The sequence below is a fragment of the Streptomyces sp. NPDC003042 genome (assembly GCF_053591315.1).
Genome location: NZ_JBSFTP010000010.1, coordinates 116,577 through 134,530, shown reverse-complemented (window position 1 = coordinate 134,530; position 17,954 = coordinate 116,577). Strand labels below are relative to the sequence as shown.

Annotated in this window: 10 protein-coding genes; 6 read left to right on the top strand and 4 right to left on the bottom strand. The window is 74.2% G+C overall.

Features of this window, described 5'->3' with window-relative positions; all coding sequences use genetic code 11:
* Nucleotides 1-10: 10 nt before the first annotated feature.
* The 6 genes from ACWDYJ_RS08650 to fxsT all read left to right on the top strand — a co-directional run bounded on the left by ACWDYJ_RS08650 (nucleotide 11) and on the right by fxsT (nucleotide 11,036).
* Entirely contained in the window at nucleotides 11-1,024 is a 1,014-nt protein-coding gene (locus tag ACWDYJ_RS08650) for an AAA family ATPase (RefSeq protein ID WP_451564755.1), read from the top strand.
* A 5-nt stretch (nucleotides 1,025-1,029) separates the two neighbouring features.
* Nucleotides 1,030-4,863, top strand: a complete 3,834-nt coding sequence (locus tag ACWDYJ_RS08645; protein ID WP_451564754.1) for an SAV_2336 N-terminal domain-related protein — start codon at nucleotides 1,030-1,032, stop codon at nucleotides 4,861-4,863.
* A 116-nt stretch (nucleotides 4,864-4,979) separates the two neighbouring features.
* Nucleotides 4,980-5,153, top strand: coding sequence for an FxSxx-COOH cyclophane-containing RiPP peptide (gene fxsA / locus ACWDYJ_RS08640; protein ID WP_451564753.1), 174 nt, complete (start codon nucleotides 4,980-4,982; stop codon nucleotides 5,151-5,153).
* A 151-nt stretch (nucleotides 5,154-5,304) separates the two neighbouring features.
* On the top strand, nucleotides 5,305-6,570 hold the full coding sequence (locus tag ACWDYJ_RS08635; RefSeq protein ID WP_451564752.1) for an FxsB family cyclophane-forming radical SAM/SPASM peptide maturase: 1,266 nt from the start codon (nucleotides 5,305-5,307) through the stop codon (nucleotides 6,568-6,570).
* Nucleotides 6,567-7,928 carry an aKG-HExxH-type peptide beta-hydroxylase gene (locus tag ACWDYJ_RS08630; protein WP_451564751.1) on the top strand — a complete coding sequence of 454 codons (1,362 nt, stop codon included), beginning with the start codon at nucleotides 6,567-6,569 and terminating at the stop codon, nucleotides 7,926-7,928. Before ACWDYJ_RS08635 ends, ACWDYJ_RS08630 begins: the two co-directional genes overlap by 4 nt.
* A 105-nt stretch (nucleotides 7,929-8,033) precedes the next feature.
* The gene (gene fxsT, locus ACWDYJ_RS08625) at nucleotides 8,034-11,036 is read left to right on the top strand and encodes an FxSxx-COOH system tetratricopeptide repeat protein (protein WP_451564750.1); all 3,003 of its coding nucleotides are present in this window, start codon (nucleotides 8,034-8,036) and stop codon (nucleotides 11,034-11,036) included.
* Nucleotides 11,037-11,141: 105 nt separating this feature from the next.
* On the opposite strand, the gene ACWDYJ_RS08620 is transcribed toward fxsT, so the two are convergent.
* The 4 genes from ACWDYJ_RS08620 to ACWDYJ_RS08605 form a co-directional block, all read right to left on the bottom strand.
* Entirely contained in the window at nucleotides 11,142-15,080 is a 3,939-nt protein-coding gene (locus ACWDYJ_RS08620; protein ID WP_451564749.1) for a multifunctional oxoglutarate decarboxylase/oxoglutarate dehydrogenase thiamine pyrophosphate-binding subunit/dihydrolipoyllysine-residue succinyltransferase subunit, read from the bottom strand.
* Between the two features lie 258 nt (nucleotides 15,081-15,338).
* Nucleotides 15,339-16,391: a HAMP domain-containing sensor histidine kinase gene (locus tag ACWDYJ_RS08615; RefSeq protein WP_451564772.1), complete on the bottom strand. Its 1,053-nt coding sequence runs from the start codon at nucleotides 16,389-16,391 to the stop codon at nucleotides 15,339-15,341.
* A gap of 59 nt (nucleotides 16,392-16,450) precedes the next feature.
* A complete protein-coding gene (locus ACWDYJ_RS08610) occupies nucleotides 16,451-17,191 on the bottom strand; it encodes a response regulator transcription factor (protein WP_451564748.1) in 741 nt (246 codons plus the stop codon).
* Between the two features lie 153 nt (nucleotides 17,192-17,344).
* Nucleotides 17,345-17,896: a hypothetical protein gene (locus tag ACWDYJ_RS08605; protein WP_451564747.1), complete on the bottom strand. Its 552-nt coding sequence runs from the start codon at nucleotides 17,894-17,896 to the stop codon at nucleotides 17,345-17,347.
* Nucleotides 17,897-17,954: the final 58 nt, after the last annotated feature.

The following is a 17,954-nucleotide window of genomic DNA, read 5'->3' as shown; positions in this document are numbered from 1 at the left end:
GGGAGCAGCCGTGAACGAGGAATGGCTCGTGTACCGGGGCGTGGGTGAGCCCCACGACGGGATCGACGCCCTGCCCGATCCGCCGCCGTGGCGGGATTTCGACGGCGGACCCGTCGTGGAGCCCGGCGCGGCGGCCGCCCGCACCGACGGGAACGTGGCGCGGCGGCTCGGCGCCCACCGGCAGGCGGCCGAAATGCACCGGCCCGAGCCGGAGGAACTGGAGGCCATCAACGCGGCGCTCTACCTGCGCAGGCCGTTGCTGGTGACCGGATATCCCGGAACCGGGAAGTCCACCCTCGCGCACGCCGTGGCGCACGAGTTGAAGCTCGGCCGCGTGCTGCGCTGGCCCGTGGTGTCGCGGACCGTGCTCCAGGAGGGCCTCTACCGGTACGACGCCCTCGCCCGCCTCCAGGACGTACAGATCGCCGCGAGCGGCGCTCCCGGGGCGGGAGCGGCGCCCGGCATCGGAAAGTACGTCAGGCTCGGCCCGCTCGGGACGGCGCTGCTGCCCACGGCGCGGCCCCGCGTGCTGCTCATCGACGAGCTCGACAAGAGCGACATCGACCTGCCGAACGACCTGCTGAACGTGCTGGAGGAGGGCGAGTTCACCCTCCCCGAGCTGGAGCGCGTCGCCGACACCGAGCCCGAGGTGCAGGTGCTCACCGACGACGGGGCCAAGGTGACCGTGCGGGACGGGCGCGTGCGCTGCCGGGCCTTCCCCTTCATCATCCTGACCAGCAACGGGGAACGGGACTTCCCCGCCGCGCTGCTGCGCCGGTGCCTCCAGCTCAAGCTCGGGCAGCCCGGCGAGAAGCGGCTCGCCACGATGGTGCGGGCGCACCTCGGGGAGGAGGCCGCACGGCTCGGGGCCGACCTGATCCGGGAGTTCCTCAGTCGCTCGCGGTCCGAGCTGGTCGCCGCCGACCAGCTGCTCAACGCCATCTACCTCACCCACTACGCCGCCCCGCCCACCCGGGAAGACCTCGCGGACCTGCTCATCCAACGCCTCGACCGTCCGAGGTGAGGCCCGTGCCCGCGCCCGTGCCCGTGCCCGTTGATCCGGACCTCCGCGCCCTGGCCGCGCTGTTGCGGGCCGCCGGGCTCGATCCGTCGGCCGAGGAGCTGGCCGACGCGTTGTGGCTGGCGGGGAGGACGGCGGGCGCGGTGCGGGGCCTCGAAGGAGGCGATCCGGTCCCGGCGGAGGCGCGGGTGGGCCGGCCGGAGGAGGAGGAAGGGAAGGAGCGTACGGAAGAGGCGCCGGGGGAGTCGCCTGCGGAGCCCCCGCCCGTACGGGAGGAACCGGAGGCTGAAGATCCGGTCAGCCTGTATCCCGCCGGAGCGGTCCGGGCCGCCGACGGCGAATGGGAAGCTGAGATTCCGGTCGGGGCCGGGGTGCCCGTCCGGGTGCCCGTCGCGGCAGCGCTGCCCCGGATCCTCGACATCCAGCGGGCCCTGCGCGCCCTCCAGCGCCACCGGCCGCCCGGACCGCCCACCCGCACCGTGCTCGACGAGGCCGCCACCGCCGACGCCGGAGCCCGCGCTTTCGGGCTCGTGATCCCCGTCTTCCGGCCGGAGAGCCGGCGCGAGGCGACCGTACGGCTGGTGATGGACGCGTCGCCGTCCATGGCGGTGTGGCAGGAGATGTTCGAGGAACTGCGGTCGGTGTGCGAGCGGCTGGGCGCCTTCCGGGACGTGCGGGTGCACTACCTGCACCGGCTCACGGACGGTACGGCGGCCGTCGGACGCGGCCCCGCGCCCGGCACCGGACTGCGCTCCGGGGACCAGCTGCGCGACCCCACCGGCCGGGCGCTGACCATGGTGGTGTCCGACTGCGCCGGGCCGCTGTGGCGCGAGGGCGAGGCGCAGCGGCTGCTGTACCGGTGGGCCGAGTGCACGCCGTGCGTCGTCGTGCAGCCCTTGCCGCAGCGGCTGTGGAGCCGCAGCTGGCTGCCGACCGAGCGCGGGGTGCTGGAGCGCGCCGAGGAGGGCGGAGCCGGCGGGGGCGGCGGTCTGAAGCTGAGATTCCGATCAGACCGGGCGCCGCGTCCCGGGCGGCCCACCGGCGGGCTCACCGTGCCCGTCCTGCCGCCGAACGCGACCGCGCTCGGGGCCTGGGCCCGGCTCGTCGCCGGACTGGGCACCGGACCGGTGCCGGCCGAGGTGGGCCGGGTGCTCGCCCACCATCCCGCCGCCCCCGTGCCGCTGCCCCGGACCGCGCGCCCGCCCCGCGAGCTGGTGCGCCGCTTCCGCGCCTCCGCCGCGCCCGGTGCCGTACAGCTCGCGGTGTACCTGGCGGCGGCTCCCCTGACGCTGCCGGTGATGCGGCTGGTGCAGCGCACGATGCTCCCGGACTCGGAGCCGTCCGACCTGGCCGAGGTGCTGCTCAGCGGGCTGCTGCGGCGCAGCGGCCCGGCGCCCGGGCAGTGGTACGAGTTCGTCCCGGGCGTGCAGGACGTGCTGCTGGGGCCGCTGGGGCGGGACGAGGCTGCCCTCGTGCTCAAGCACTGCTCGGAGTACGTGCTGGCGCACTTCGGGCGGGGCGTACGGAACTTCCCCGCCCTCGCGGTCTCGCAGCTGACCGGGGTCGCGCCGCGGGACTCCGCGCGGGAACCGGGCCGGGTGCCGGCCGGACGGCTGCCGCAGGCCTTCGCGCAGGTCTCGGCGAAGGTCGTACGACGCTACCTGCCCGGGCCGCCCGCGCAGGGCCCGACGGTGGATCAGGAACCGCCCGCGCCCCCGCCGTTCGGGCGGGCCCGGGCGGTGCGCGCGGCCCGGGACCGGCTCGCGGACGGGGACGCGCGGGCGCTGTACGAGTCCGTGGCGCTGCTGCGGCGGGCCGTGGCGGCCCCCGCCGGACCGGACGATCCGCCGGAGGAGGCGGAGACCGGGCTGGCGGGAGCGCTGCTGCGGCTGTGGGCGGCGCAGCGGGACCCGGAAGTCCTCGACGAGGCCGAGCGGGCGGTGACCGGGCTGCGCACGGCGGCGGCGCGGGCGGTGCTGGGCCGGGTGCTGTACGAGCGGGCGCTGACGGGTGCACCGGATGCGGAGCTGCTGGCCGCCGCGGACCGGGAGTTCGCGGAGGCGGGCGCCGCCGCAGTGGATCCGGAGCTGCGGCGGGACTGCGCGGTGCGGCGGGCGCGGGTCCTGGTCCGGTTGAGCGAACTGCGGGACGACCCGGGCCCGTTGCGGGAGGCGCGGGCCGCGCTGGAGGCCCTGGCCGCCGCCGACCCGGCCCCGGCCCCCGAGCTGCGGCTGGCGCTGGGCCGCGTCCTGCTGGCCCTGCTGCCCCGCACCCCGGACCCCGCCGAACGCACCGCCCTGGCCGAACAGGCCGCGGCCACCCTGACGGCGGTCCTGGCCGTTCTCCTGGACGCGGTACCGGGCCCGGCCGACGCGGCGGGGCGGGAGCCGGACGGTGGCGCTGCCGGCGCGCCCGCCGTCCCGGTGGCGCCCGGTGCGGACGGCCCGGGGGACGGGGGCGCGGGCGGGGCGGGGTCCGGTGCCGGCCGGTCCGACGCCACGGGGTCACGGCAGGACGGCGCTACTCGCGACCCCGCCGTCCCGGTGGCGCCCGGTGCGGACGGCCCGGAGCCCGGAGGCGCAGCGGGGGCCGAGACGACCGGCCGCCCCGCCGGCCGGGGAGCGTCCGGTGTGGGCCGGGCCCCGGAGACGGAGGACGGTCCGCAGCAGTCGCCGCGGGGCCCGGGGCCTGGCGGGGGTGGGCCCGGTGCCGGGCCGGCTGGTGCCGTGGAACCCGGCCGTGCCGGCAGGGCCCGGCAGGCTGCCGGGCAGTCGCCGCGGGGCCCGGGGTCTGACGGGGTCGGCGACCAGGCGCTGGGGGAGAGCCATTCGGACCCGGTGGTCCAGGGCCGTGGCGCGGACGTAGACCATCACGCCGACCCGGCGGGGCGGCGCGGTGGCGCCGCCCCCGCCGACGGCGACGGGCGCGAGGCGGTCGGCGGTCCCTGGGAGGGGACACCCGCTCCGGGCCACACCGGGAGGCGGCGGCGGGCCCGCGTAAGGGTGGAGCTGGCCACCGCGCTGCGGTACCTGCCCGGGCGGCTGGAGGAGGCGGCCGGGCAGCTGGCGCTGGCGCTGGAGGAGGCCCCCGGCGAGCCCGAGCTGCGGCTGGCCGGGCTGCTGTGCCTGGCCAGGGTGCACCGGGCCCGCCACGCCCGCGACGGGGACCCGGTGGCGTTGGAGGACGCGGCCGAGGCGTACGGGCGGGCCCGGCGGCTGATCCCCCGGGACGGCGACGCCTACGCGGAGCTGCTGCCCGAGTGGGGCGACGTACTCCTGGACCGGACACGGGCCGCCGACGGCAGGCCGTTCGCCTCGACCGCCGTACGGGTGCTCCGCGAGAGCCGGGCCGCCGTGCCCCAGTCGGACCCGGGGGCGGCGTACCGGCTGCTGCGGCTGGCGGCGGGGCTGCGGCTGCGGCACTCCTACGAGGGGGACCTGGTCGACCTCCGGGAGGCCGAGTACCTGCTGGAGCTGGCCGCGCGGCAGAGCCACAGCCCGCTGGAACGGGCCCGCGCCTGGCGGGAGCACGGCGACGTCCAGCAGGAGATCCACGCCCACACCCGCACCGCGGACCGCCTCGACCGGGCGGCGGACTCCTACCGCCGGGCCTGGCGCGCCGCGCTGGAGGCCGACCGGGAGGAACGCCAGGACACCGCCGTCCACCTCGCCGCCCGGGTGCAGGAGCTGCGCGGGGAGGTCCTGGAGCGGCTGGCCCGTCCCCGCGCGGCCCTGGACGCCTACCGGGCCGCGCTGGAGCTGTGGCAGCGGCTGGGTGAGCCGGCGGCCGCTCGGCCGCGGGCGCTGCGCGCACGCGTACGAGGCCTGGAGGCGGGCCTCTGATTCGCTTCCTGTGACACGCTGCCTGATCCGTTTCCGCCCGCCGGGCGGCGGGAAAAGGCAGTGGACACCGCATACGACAGGGGGACGGCCAGCCCATGGTGACCGTACGTCAGGAAGTGGCAGCAACGGATCGCCCGTGCCCCGGGCAGCTGCCGGATCTCTCCGGGCTCGACCTGGCAGCGCTGCGGGGGATCGACCACCCGGTGCTCGCCGAGGTGATCGAGGGCATGGTCGAGCGGGTCACGCACCCGGCCGAGATCCTGAACGCCTTCGACTCGGGCGTCGCGTGAGGACGTCGCGCGTGAGGACGTCCCGCCTCAGGGGGGCGCACGTGGGGGCGCGCGAACTGCGGCCGTCGCACCGCTGGTTGACCACTTTCCGCCGTTAGCCGGACCCGTCCGAAGGGCAGGGATGGACCGTCCGCGGCGGGAGGTACAGGCGATGAGCCATGCGATCACGAGCGATCTCGTGCTGCCCCCGCACCGGACCCCCGCCCGGCACGCGCGCCACGCCCCCTGGCCCTACACCCGGCTCGACGTGCCCGCGCTGCGCGCCGCCGGGCACAGGCCGCACCCGATCCGGCAGTTCGTGCTCAAGACGCACAGCCGCTGCAACCTCGCCTGCACCTACTGCTACGTCTACGAGATGGCCGACCAGAGCTGGCGCACCCGCCCCGCCACCATGGCCCCCGCCACCGCCCTGCGCGCCGCCGAGCGGATCGCCGAGCACGCCGCCGCCCACGACCTGACCCGCGTCGACCTCGTCCTGCACGGCGGCGAACCCCTGCTCACCCCGCCCGCCGGACTGGCCGCCCCCGTCGAGGCGGTACGGGCGGCCCTGGCCCGCCGCGCACCCGGAACCCGGGTCACCGCCACCGTCCAGACCAACGGCACCCTGCTCACCGGGGCCCGGCTCGCCGCACTGGCCGCCGCCGGGATCCGGGTCGGCGTCAGCCTCGACGGCGGACTCCCCGCGCACAACGCCCGCCGCGTGGACCACGCCGGGCGGCCCGGCTTCGCCGCCGCCGCCCGGGGCCTGCGGCTGCTCGCCCGGCACCCCGACAGCTACGCCGGGGTGCTGTGCGTGGTGGACGTGGCCCAGGACCCGGTGGAGACGTACGAGTCGCTGCTCGCCTTCGCGCCGCCCAGCGTCGGGCTGCTGTTGCCCCTGGCCAACTGGAGCACCCCGCCGCCCGGCGCCGCCGGGCACGCGACCCCGTACGGCGACTGGCTGCTCGCCGTCTTCGAGCGCTGGTGGCACGACGGGGTGCGGCGCACCCGGATCCGGATCTTCGAGGAGGTCATCGCGCTGCTGCTCGGGCTGCCCGCCGCCACCGAGACGCTGGGCCTGGCCCCCGCCACCACCGCCGTCGTCGAGACGGACGGCAGCATCGAGCAGGCCGATTCGCTGAAGTCCGCCTACGAAGGGGCCGCCGAGACCGGGATGACCCTCGACACGCACAGCTTCGACGAACTGCTCGACCACCCCGGCTTCGCCGCCCGCCAGCTCGGCCGGGACGCCCTCGCCCCGACCTGCCGGGCCTGCGAACTCGTCGAGGTCTGCGGCGGCGGGCACTACCCGCACCGCTACCGCGCCGGGGAGGGCTTCCATCAGCCGTCCGTGTACTGCGCCGACCTCCAGGCCGTCATCCGGCACATCGCCCGCGCCCTGCACACCGCCGCCACGACGGGACAGGCCGCGTCATGACCCACCGCACCGAAGCCGCCCGGCGCACCACGGTCCCCGCACAGCCCACGGACCCCGCCCGCCGCGTCGGCCCCACCCAGCTCGCCCGGTTCGCCGTCAGCTCCCACACGCTGCGCGCCCTCGCCTCCACCGAACCCTCGGAGGAAGGCACCCGCCTCGTGCGCGACGTGCGCCGCTCCAAACGCCTCCTCCTGCTGCGCGCGGTGCTCGACGCCGCCCCCGGCGCCGAGGCCGCCGAGCGGTGGGCACTGCTGGAGGAGGCCGAACGCCAGGACCCCGACGCCGTGCGCGACGTCCTGCACTACCCCGCCACCGGCGTCTGGGCCGAGGAGACCCTGCGCCGGCTGCACGCGCCGTACGGGCCCCCGCCCGACCTCGGACACCTCGGGGCGCTCGCCGTCGCCGCCGCCCTGCGGGCCAGGATCCCCTTCAAGGCCACGCTGCGGCCCGTGCACGGCCGACTCGTCCTGCCCACCCTCGGACTGCTCGTGCCCGACCGCCCCGGTCCGCTCGCCCTCACCGAACGCTCCTGGGACGCCGCGGCCACCCCGCCGCCGCACGCCCTCCCGCTGCACGCCCTCCCGCCGCTGCCCGGCCTGCCCGCCGGCCGCACCGCCCTCGACGACCTCGACCCCTACCGCGCCCCCGCCCCCGGCCTCCCGTCCGCCGGCTCCCCGGCCCCCGTGCGGCCGGCCCGCCGGCTCACCCCCAAGGGGCACAAGCGCTGGGACACCCAGTGGTCCGGCGCCCTCACCCTCCTCGAACGCTACGACTCCACCCGCGCGGAGGAGATCGGCCACCTGCTGCGCTCCGTCGTCCCCCTCGCCGGCGGCTCCCGCTCCAGCGGCGCCACACTGCCCGCGGCCGCCGGCGCGGTCCTGGCCCGGGCGCAGGCCCCGCCCGCGCTGGCCGCGACCCTGGTCCACGAGGTCCAGCACGGCAAACTGACCGCCCTCGCCGACGTCCTCACCCTGCACACCGCCGACCGTACCCCCCGCCACTGGGCGCCCTGGCGGGGCGACCCCCGGCCGCTGGAGGGGCTGCTGCACGGCGCGTACGCCCACCTGGCGCTGGCCGGGTACTGGCAGCGCGCCGCCCTCTACGGCGCCCGCGGCGCCTGGGCCCAGCACGCCCGCGTCCGCGCGCAGGTGGCCGCCGTCCTGCCCGCGCTGCGCGCCGACCCGCACCTGACCGTCACGGGGCGGGAGTTCGTGGAAGGCATGACCACCGCCGAGCGGGCCATGGACGAACTGCCACCCCCCGGCGACCAGCACGTCACCGCCCGCCGGACCCTGGAACGCGAACGCCGCGCCTGGTGCGAAGCACACCCCGAACTCGCGGTGTTCGTGGAAGGCTGAGGAGTCGCACAGGCCTGACGCACCGTCCGCTGCGATACCGTTCAATCCCGCTCCAGCCCCGCCCCCGCACCCCCGTCCACCGCCCGGATCCCAGGAGACGGCCGCATGACCGGTACCGGTACGCGACACGACCGCGACGGAGCCCCCCAGCCGCAGCGCTTCGTCATCAGCTTCGCCGGCTTCAACCGCCCCTGGGCCGTGTGGATCGCCCACCGCCTGGAGGAGCACGGCCACCGCGTCGCGCTCCAGCGCTGGGACCCGCAGACCAGCCCCGGCCTCGCCGAGGCCCTCGACGACCTGACCCGGGCGGGCGGCAAGGTCCTCGTGGTGCTCAGCGAGCGCTACTTCTCCGCAGGCACCCACACCGACGAGGAGTGGAACACCGCGCTGCGCACCGTCACCGCCGCCCACCCCGACCGGTTCGCCGCCGTCTGCCTCACCGACGCCCCGCTGCCCAGCGCCGTGGCCGCGCTGGAGAAGACCGACCTGTGGGGCCTGGACGCCTACGAGGCCGAGTACCGGGTGCTGCGCCGGCTGGAGCTGCCCACCGACCGGATCGGCACCGAGAGCGGCCGCCGCGGCCCCCGCTTCCCCAACGACCCGCCCGAGATCTGGGGCCGGGTCCCGCGCCGCAACCCGCGCTTCACCGGCCGCAACGACGTCATCGGAAGGCTGCGGGCCGCACTCACCGAGGCCCCGCCCGGCGCGTCCACCGTCACCCTCCTGGGTCTCTCCGGAGTGGGCAAGACGCAGGTCGCCACCGAGTACGCCTACCGCTTCGCCTCCGAGTACGACGTCGTGTGGTGGGTCCCCGCCGAGGACCGGCCCACCCTGCGCGAGCGGCTCGCCGACCTGGCCCCCGCCCTCGGTCTGCCCCGGGGCGCGGGGAGCTACGGCGAGCAGATCCGGGCCGTGCTGGAGGCGCTGCGGCGCGGGTCCCCGTACCACCGCTGGCTGATGGTCTTCGACGGCTGCGACCACCCCGACGACCTCACCGACCTGCTGCCCTCCGGCGCGGGCGACGTGATCATCACCTCCCGCAACCGCGAATGGGCCGCCCGGCACACCAGCCTCGTCGAAGTCCCGCTCTACGCGCGCCCCGAGTCCATCACCTTCATCCGCCGCCGGGCCCACCGGCTCAGCGGCGAGGAGGCCGACCAGCTCGCCGAGGCCCTGGAGGACTACCCGCTCGCCCTCGACCAGACCGCCGGCTGGCTCGCCGACTCGCCCATCGGCGTCGGCGACTACCTCACCCTCCTCCGGCGCCGCCTGGACTCCCACGAGGCCGTCACCCTCTCCGACGACTACCCGCTGCCCTTCCCCACCGCGCTGGCCATACTCCTCAACAACGTACGGGAGAACTTCCCCGACGCCCTCGCCCTGCTGCGGCTGTTCGTCTTCTTCGCACCCGGCCGCGTCCCGCTGCGGTTGCTGCGCGAGTTCCCCGCCGAGGACGTCCCCGAACACCTCGCCGGGATCGTCAACGACCAGATCCGCTGGAACGCCGCCCTCAACAAGCTCGTCCAGTTCTCCGTCGTCCGCCTGGAGTACTCCGACCTCTCCGAGGAGGAGGGCGGCGGCCTGGAGACCGTCCAGCTGCACCGCATGGTCCACAACATCGTCCGCGAGAACCTCGCCGAGGAGGAGGCCGGCCAGCTGGCCCGCGCCGTCCGCCAGGTCCTCGCCGCCGCGGACCCGGGCCGGCCCTCCGACTCCCGGCTCTGGCCCCGATACGCCGAACTCATCCCGCACCTTGACTCCGCCGGGGTGCTGACCAGCACGAACACCCGCATCCAGAACTTCCTCCTGCACTGCCTGCGCTACCTGATCCTCGCCGGGGAGTACCGCACCTGCCTGCGCCTCGCCGAGGAGACCGACAGCGTCTGGCGGGCCATGCTCGGCGACGACCACGACCAGGTACGTGAACTCAGCTACCACTACGGCGGCGCCCTGCGCATGCTCGGCCACTTCCGCCGGGCCGAGACCCTCGCCCGCTCCGTCGCCGACCGGCTCGTCGCCGAACGCGGCGACCGCGACCTGGAGACCCTGCGCGCCACCAGCAGCTATGCCGGGGTCCTGCTCAGCACCGCCAAGTTCGAACAGGGCCGGGACCTGCTGGAACACGCCTTCGCCACCTACCGCGAACTGCTGGGCGAGGACGACTCCACCACCCTCAACGCCCAGAACAACGTCGCCGTCGCCCTGCGCCTGCTCGGCCGCTACCAAGAGGCCTACGACACCGACCTGGACACCCTGCGCCGCCGCGAACGGGTGCTGCGCGTCCGGCACATCGCCACACTCTCCTCCGGCATCGGCTGCGCCATGGGCTTGCGCCTGATGGGCCGCTACCGCGAGGCGCTGGCCCGCCAGGAACAGGGGCTCAAGCTCCACATCCAGGTCCTCGGCGCCAACCACCCCCAGACCCTGCGCGCCGAGCACAACCTCGGGATGTGCCTGCGCCGCTCCGGGGACATCCCCGGCGCCGGGTCGCGGCTGCGCAGCGTCCTGGAACGCTCCACCCGGGTCTTCGGCGCCGAATTCCCCTGGACCCTGATGGTGGCCTCCGACTACGCCACCTACCTGCGCGAGTACGGGGACATCGACGAGGCCCGCCGGATCTCCGAAGACGTCGTCCGCGGCTACCAGTCCCAGCTCGGCCTCGCCCACCCGTACAGCATCGGCACCGTCGGCAACCTCGGCCTGGTCCTGCGCGCCCAGGGCGAGCGCACCGAGGCCCTCAGCCTCGCCGAACAGGCCCTGGTCGGCATGCGGGGCGCCCTCGGCGACCGGCACCCCTGGACCCTGGGCTGCGCCCTCAACGCCACCGGCCACCGCAACATCACCGGCCGGCTCGACGACGCGCTGGAGCTGAGCCGCGAGACCCTACGGACCACCGAGCAGGTCCTCGGCCCCGACCACCCGATGACGCTCAGCGCCCAGATCGCGCTCGCCGCCGACCTGAGGTCCGTACGGGAGGACGTGGAGGCCGCCAAGCACGAGGACGCCGGCCTCAAGTCCCTGACCCGCACGCTGGGGCCGCAGCACGTCCACACCATCTCGGCGCGCCAGCAGACCCGGCCGTACTGGGACTTCGAGCCCCAGCCGTAGCGAATCCAGCCGCGCCCCAAACGCCGGCGCGGCTGGATGTGGCCGGAGCAAGCCGGAAGGCCCGGTCCCCCTCGGGGGAGCCGGGCCTTCCGGTGTCTACGAAGCTCAGGCTTCGAAGACCTCGTTCAGCAGCAGCTGCTGCTCCGCCTGGTGGCGCTTCGCGGAGCCGACCGCCGGGGACGAGCCGTGCGGGCGCGAGATGCGCCGCAGCCGCTCGCCGGCCGGGATGTCGGCGCCGACCGCCAGGTCGAGGTGGTCGATCAGGTTCAGCGCGATGAACGGCCACGCACCCTGGTTCGCCGGCTCCTCCTGCGCCCAGATGTACTTCGCCGCGTTCGGGAACTTGGCGATCTCCGCCTGGAGCTCCGCGCCCGGCAGCGGGTACAGCCGCTCGATGCGGATGATCGCGGTGTCGGTGATGCCGCGCTTCTCGCGCTCGGCCTCCAGGTCGTAGTAGACCTTGCCCGCGCAGAAGACGACCTTGCGGACCGCGTTCGGGTCACCCGCTCCGGAGGAGATACGAGAGTCCCCGATGACCGGACGGAACGCGCCGGTCGTGAACTCCTCCGCCTTCGACGCCGCCGCCTTCAGACGCAGCATCGACTTCGGGGTGAAGACGATGAGCGGCTTGTGGTGCGGGTTGTGGACCTGCCAGCGCAGCAGGTGGAAGTAGTTCGACGGCAGGGTCGGCATCGCGACCGTCATGTTGTCCTGCGCGCACATCTGGAGGAAGCGCTCCGGGCGGGCGGACGAGTGGTCCGGGCCCTGGCCCTCGTAGCCGTGCGGCAGCAGCAGCGTGACGCCGGAGGTCTGGCCCCACTTCTGCTCGGCCGAGGAGATGAACTCGTCGACGACGGTCTGCGCGCCGTTGACGAAGTCACCGAACTGGGCTTCCCAGAGGACCAGCGCGTCCGGGCGGGCCAGCGAGTAGCCGTACTCGAAGCCCATGGCCGCGTACTCGGAGAGCAGCGAGTCGTAGACGTTGTAGCGGGCCTGGTCGTCCGACAGGTAGAGCAGCGGGGTGTAGTCCTCGCCGGTCTCCCGGTCGATGAGGACCGCGTGCCGCTGACCGAAGGTGCCGCGGCGGGAGTCCTGGCCGGACAGCCGGACCGGGGTGCCCTCCATCAGCAGCGAACCGAAGGCCAGGGTCTCGCCCATGCCCCAGTCGATGGTGCCCTCGTCGATCATCGCGGCCCGGCGCTGGAGCTGCGGCAGCAGACGCGGGTGGACCGTGACGTTCTCGGGGATGTTGACCTGGGCTTCGGCGATCCGCTTGACGACCTCCTGGGAGATCGCGGTGTTCACGGCGACCGGGAACTCCTGCGCGACCTGGGCGGGCGCCACCGGGGCGGCGGTCGCGGGCTGCGTGGAGGCCTCGCGGACCTCCGCGAAGACCTTCTCCAGCTGGCCCTGGAAGTCCTGGAGCGCCTGCTCGGCCTCTTCCAGCGTGATGTCGCCGCGACCGATGAGGGACTCGGTGTACAGCTTGCGCACCGAGCGCTTCTTGTCGATCAGGTCGTACATCAGAGGCTGCGTGAACGCCGGGTTGTCCGACTCGTTGTGCCCGCGGCGGCGGTAGCAGATGAGGTCGATGACCACGTCCTTGTTGAACGCCTGACGGAACTCGAAGGCGAGCCGCGCGATGCGGACCACGGCCTCCGGGTCGTCGCCGTTCACGTGGAAGATCGGCGCCTCGATCATGCGGGCCACGTCGGTCGCGTACATCGAGGAGCGCGAGGACTCCGGGGCGGCGGTGAAGCCGACCTGGTTGTTGATCACGACGTGGACGGTGCCGCCGGTGCGGTAGCCGCGCAGCTGCGACATGTTCAGCGTCTCGGCGACCACACCCTGGCCCGCGAAGGCCGCGTCGCCGTGCAGGGCCAGCGGCAGGACGGTGAAGTCCGTGCCGCCCTTGTTGATGACGTCCTGCTTGGCGCGGGCGACACCCTCCAGGACCGGGTCGACCGCCTCCAGGTGCGAGGGGTTCGCGACGAGCGAGACCTTGATCTGCTCGCCGTCCAGGCCCGTGAAGGTGCCCTCGGCGCCCAGGTGGTACTTGACGTCGCCGGAGCCGTGCATCGACTTCGGGTCGAGGTTGCCCTCGAACTCGCGGAAGATCTGCGCGTACGACTTGCCGACGATGTTCGCGAGCACGTTCAGGCGGCCGCGGTGGGCCATGCCGATGACGACCTCTTCGAGGCGGGCCTCGGCGGCCGAGTCGATGACGGCGTCGAGCAGCGGGATGACGGACTCGCCGCCCTCCAGGGAGAAGCGCTTCTGGCCGACGTACTTCGTCTGCAGGAAGGTCTCGAAGGCCTCCGCCGCGTTCAGGCGGCGCAGGATGCGCAGCTGCTCCTCGCGCTCCGGCTTGGAGTGCGGGCGCTCGATGCGGTCCTGGATCCAGCGGCGCTGCTTGGGGTCCTGGATGTGCATGAACTCGACGCCGGTGGTGCGGCAGTACGAGTCGCGCAGCACGCCGAGGATGTCGCGCAGCTTCATCATCGACTTGCCGGAGAAGCCGCCGACCGCGAACTCGCGCTCCAGGTCCCACAGGGTGAGGCCGTGCTCGGTGATGTCGAGGTCGGGGTGCTTGCGCTGCTTGTACTCCAGCGGGTCGGTGTCGGCCATGACGTGGCCGCGCACCCGGTAGGAGTGGATCAGCTCGAAGACGCGGGCGGCCTTCGTGACGTCGTCGTCGTGCGAGGCGTCGATGTCCCGGTTCCAGCGGACCGGCTCGTACGGGATGCGCAGCGCCTCGAAGACGTCGTCGTAGAAGCCGCTCTCGCCGAGCAGCAGGTTCGCGACGATGCGCAGGAACTCGCCGGAGGCCGCGCCCTGGACGACCCGGTGGTCGTAGGTCGAGGTCAGGGTCATGACCTTGGAGATGCCCAGCTTGTTCAGGGTGTCCTGCGAGGTGCCCTGGAACTCGGCCGGGTAGTCCATGGAGCCGACGCCCATGATGACCGACTGTCCGGGCATCAGGCGGGGCACGGAGTGGACGGTGCCCAGGCCGCCGGGGTTGGTCAGCGAGACGGTGACGCCCGTGAAGTCGTCCATCGTCAGCTTGCCCACGCGGGCGCGGCGGACGATGTCCTCGTAGGCCTGCCAGAACTCGAAGAAGTTGAGGGTCTCGGCCTTCTTGATGCCGGCCACGACGAGCTGACGGTCGCCGTTCGGCTTCACCAGGTCGATCGCCAGGCCGAAGTTGATGTGCTCCGGCTTGACCAGGGTCGGCTTGCCGTCCTTCTCCGTGAAGGAGTAGTTCATGGCCGGCATGGCCTTGATGGCCTGCACCATCGCGTAGCCGATGAGGTGCGTGAAGGAGATCTTCCCGCCCCGGGCGCGCTTGAGGTGGTTGTTGATGACGATGCGGTTGTCGAACAGCAGCTTCACCGGGACGGCGCGGACGGACGTGGCCGTCGGCACTTCCAGGGAGGCGTTCATGTTCTTGGCGACGGCGGCGGCCGGGCCGCGGAGCGTCACGAACTCGGGGCCGGTGGGGGCCTCGGTCGTGGGCGCGGCAGCGGCCTTGGGGGCAGCGGCAGGGGCGGGGGCAGCCTGGGCAGGCGCGGCGGGTGCAGCCGTCGGGGCCTGGGAGGTGACAGTCACAGCAGGGGCACCAGAGGGGGTGGCAGGAGCAGGGGCAGGAGCTGACACAGGCGTGGGTGCGGGAGCGGCGGCCGGTGCGGCGTCGGCCGCTCCGGTCGGTCCGGCGGCACGGGACGGCACGGCGCGCGCCGCCCCCGTGGCGGCGGCGACGGCGGTCTGCGGGGCTGCGGCGGAGGTGGCGGCCTGTGCGGAGGCGCCATCCGTCGTCGGAGACTTCCCGGGACCGTCCGCCTTCACGGGAGCGACAACGCCCCCAGGCTTGTAGTCGGCGAAGAAGTCCCACCAGGCCCGGTCGACCGAGCCCGGGTCCTGGAGGTACTGCTGATAGATCTCGTCGACGAGCCACTCATTGGCGCCGAAGCCTGAGGCAGGGGTCTTCCCGCCCTCTGCTGCTTCGGTCGTGGTGCTCGAGTTACTGGGGGACTGTGGCGACACGGCGGCAACCGCCCTCTTCCGCTTCACAAGGTATGGACAGCGGGAATAAAGGCTACGCCTCCCCGGCCGCGACACGCAGGCCGGGCGGGACTTCCGTCGTGCAGGTCACACCGAACGGCGGGTTTCGCCGCCTGGAATGGCGGGAAACAAGCGTGGTTCGGGTAGGCGACAACCAGGTTGCGGCCTCGTTGGCTTCGCACCCCTGACGACCCCGGGCACATGTGGCCGAGATCATGTCCTTCCGACTCGAACCCTACGTCAAGAGGACGCCTGTGAGCTGCCCGGAAGAGTGACAAGGATTCGGCAACCGGGAGACGATTCGGCCACACCGATGTGCCCCCCGTGCAGGCCGACCGCCCACCGGGCGATCGCCAGGCCCAGACCGGTGCCCCCGTCGCCGCTCCCCGAGGCGCCCCGGTTGAACCGCTCGAAGACCCGGTGCCGCTCGGCCTCCGGGATCCCGGGGCCCTCGTCGACGACTTCCAGCGCCAGACTTCCGGGCGCGTCGCCGGCCCGCGCGCGCACCGTCACCCGCCCGTGCGGGGGGCTGTGCTTGACCGCGTTGTCGATCAGGTTCGCCACCACCTGGTGCAGCCGTTCGGCGTCCGCGTAGGCCGTCAGTTCGGGCGGGAACACGTCCAGGTGCAGGTGGACGTCGTTACGGGTGTGCCCGCCCGAACCCGAGGCCAGCCCCGGCCGCCCGGCGGCCGCCAGCCCCGACTCCTTCAGCACCCCCGACAGGTACGGCCACACCTCGAAGCCGCGCGCCCGCAGCGGGACCACGCCGTTGTCCACCCGCGACAGGTCCAGCAGGGTCTCCACCAGCCGGCCGAGCCGCTCGGTCTGCTTCAGCATGGTGCGCATGGTCTCCGGATCGGCGGCCGAGACCCCGTCCACCACGTTCTCCAGCACCGCCCGCAGCGCCGCGATCGGCGTGCGCAGCTCGTGCGAGACATTGGCGACCAGTTCCTTGCGGTGCCGGTCCACCGCCTCCAGGTCGTCCGCCATCAGATTGATCGTCGAGGCCAGGTCGCCCAGCTCGTCGCGGCGCCCCGCCCCGCGCACCCGGCGCGTGTAGTCCCCGCGGGAGATCGCCCGGGCCACCGTCGTCATGTCGTCCAGCGGCGCCGTCAGGCTGTGGGCCACGAACTGGGTGATCAGCATCGAGGCGATCACCGAGAAGACCGTGATGAACCGCAGCTCGGTGTCGGTGCGCAGGGCCACCAGCAGCAGGCCCGTCGTGATGAACACCGAGACCACGACGAGCGTGCCCAGCTTCGTCTTGATCGAGAAGGGCGAGTAGGGCCGCACCCCGTCCGGGGACCGCTCCGCGGACCGCTGGACGGCCCGGTCCCGGCGCTTGCAGCAGCTCACGCCTGCGCCGGCGTCTCCAGGGCGTACCCGACGCCGTGGACCGTACGGATCCGCTCCGCGCCGATCTTGCGGCGCAGTGCCTTGATGTGGCTGTCGACCGTACGGGTCCCGGACGCGTCGGCCCAGTCCCACACCTCCGCCAGCAACTGCTCCCGCGAGAGCACCGCGCGGGGAGTGCCGGCGAGGCACACCAGCAGGTCGAACTCGGTCGGCGTCAGGTGCACGTCCTCGGTCTGCACGCGGACGCGGCGCTGCGCGTGGTCGATCTCCAGATCGCCCAGGCGCAGCGTGCCCGCGCGCGGGGTGTGCGCGGCCATCGTGGCCCGCTCCACCCGTCGCAGCAGTACGTGGACCCGTGCGGCCAGCTCACGCATCGAGAACGGCTTCGTCATGTAGTCGTCCGCCCCGACCCCGAGGCCGACCAGCATGTCGGTCTCGTCGTGGCGGGCCGTGAGCATCAGCACCGGGACCGGCCGCTGCGCCTGGACCCGGCGGCACACCTCCAGCCCGTCGAAGCCGGGCAGCATGACGTCCAGCACGAGCAGCTCGGGGAGCCAGCTCTCGGCGGCGGCCACGGCGGCCGGGCCGTCGTACGCCGCCTGCACCTGGAAGCCCTCGGCGCGCAGCCGGGCCGCGATGGCGTCGGCGATGGTGCGGTCGTCCTCGACCACGAGCACGCGCCGCTGGGCGCCGGGGGTGGCCGCGGCGCCGTTGTGGGTGGTGTGTGTCTGTTCCATGTCCCGCCCCTGAAGATCCCGCGTGATGGGGTGCAGCGTAGAGGAGGCACCGGCCTGCGGCTATGCGGGGTTCGGACAGGGATCGCCCCGTCGGCGTGGTACGGCAACGGGCTCGCGGCCGGCGGTGTCCGTGTGTGATTCGCCCGACACCGCTCAGCTCGCCTGGTCCAGACCAGGGAGCGTGGCCAGGACCTTTTCCAGGCCCGGCGCGAGCGAGGACTGGTCGGCGGCCACCTCGAAGCCGCCGTGGACGAAGGCGTACATGAACCCGTCGTGGACCGGCCGCTCCGCCGTCGCGACCCGGGGCAGGCGGGCGAAGTCCGCCTGCCGGAGCGCGGTGCGCAGGGCCTCCAGCCCGGCCGCCGTCAGCTTGCCGGAGCCCTCCGGCTCCGCCCGGCCGTCCAGGCGGGTCCAGGAGCCGTCGCCCGTGACGACGAGGGTGCGGGTCTCACCGGCGAAGCCGCCGCTGCGGGAGACCCGTACGAGGGTCTCGCCGGCGGCGGGGGACCGGCTCGCGCCGGGGCTCGCGGCGGGGCTGCCGGCCGGGCCCGGGTGGGGATCCGCCGTGGTCGCGGTACGCGGGCCGGCGCTGCCGCCGTTGGCGCCGTCCGGCTCCGGCGGCCCGCCCGAGCCGCACCCGGACAGGGCCACCACGCCCGCCAGCACCACGGTCACCGCCACCGCCACCGTCCGGAACGCTCGCACACCCACCTCCGCAGGGACCCGCACCGCACCGAACCCCGAGTATGGAGTCCGCCGTACC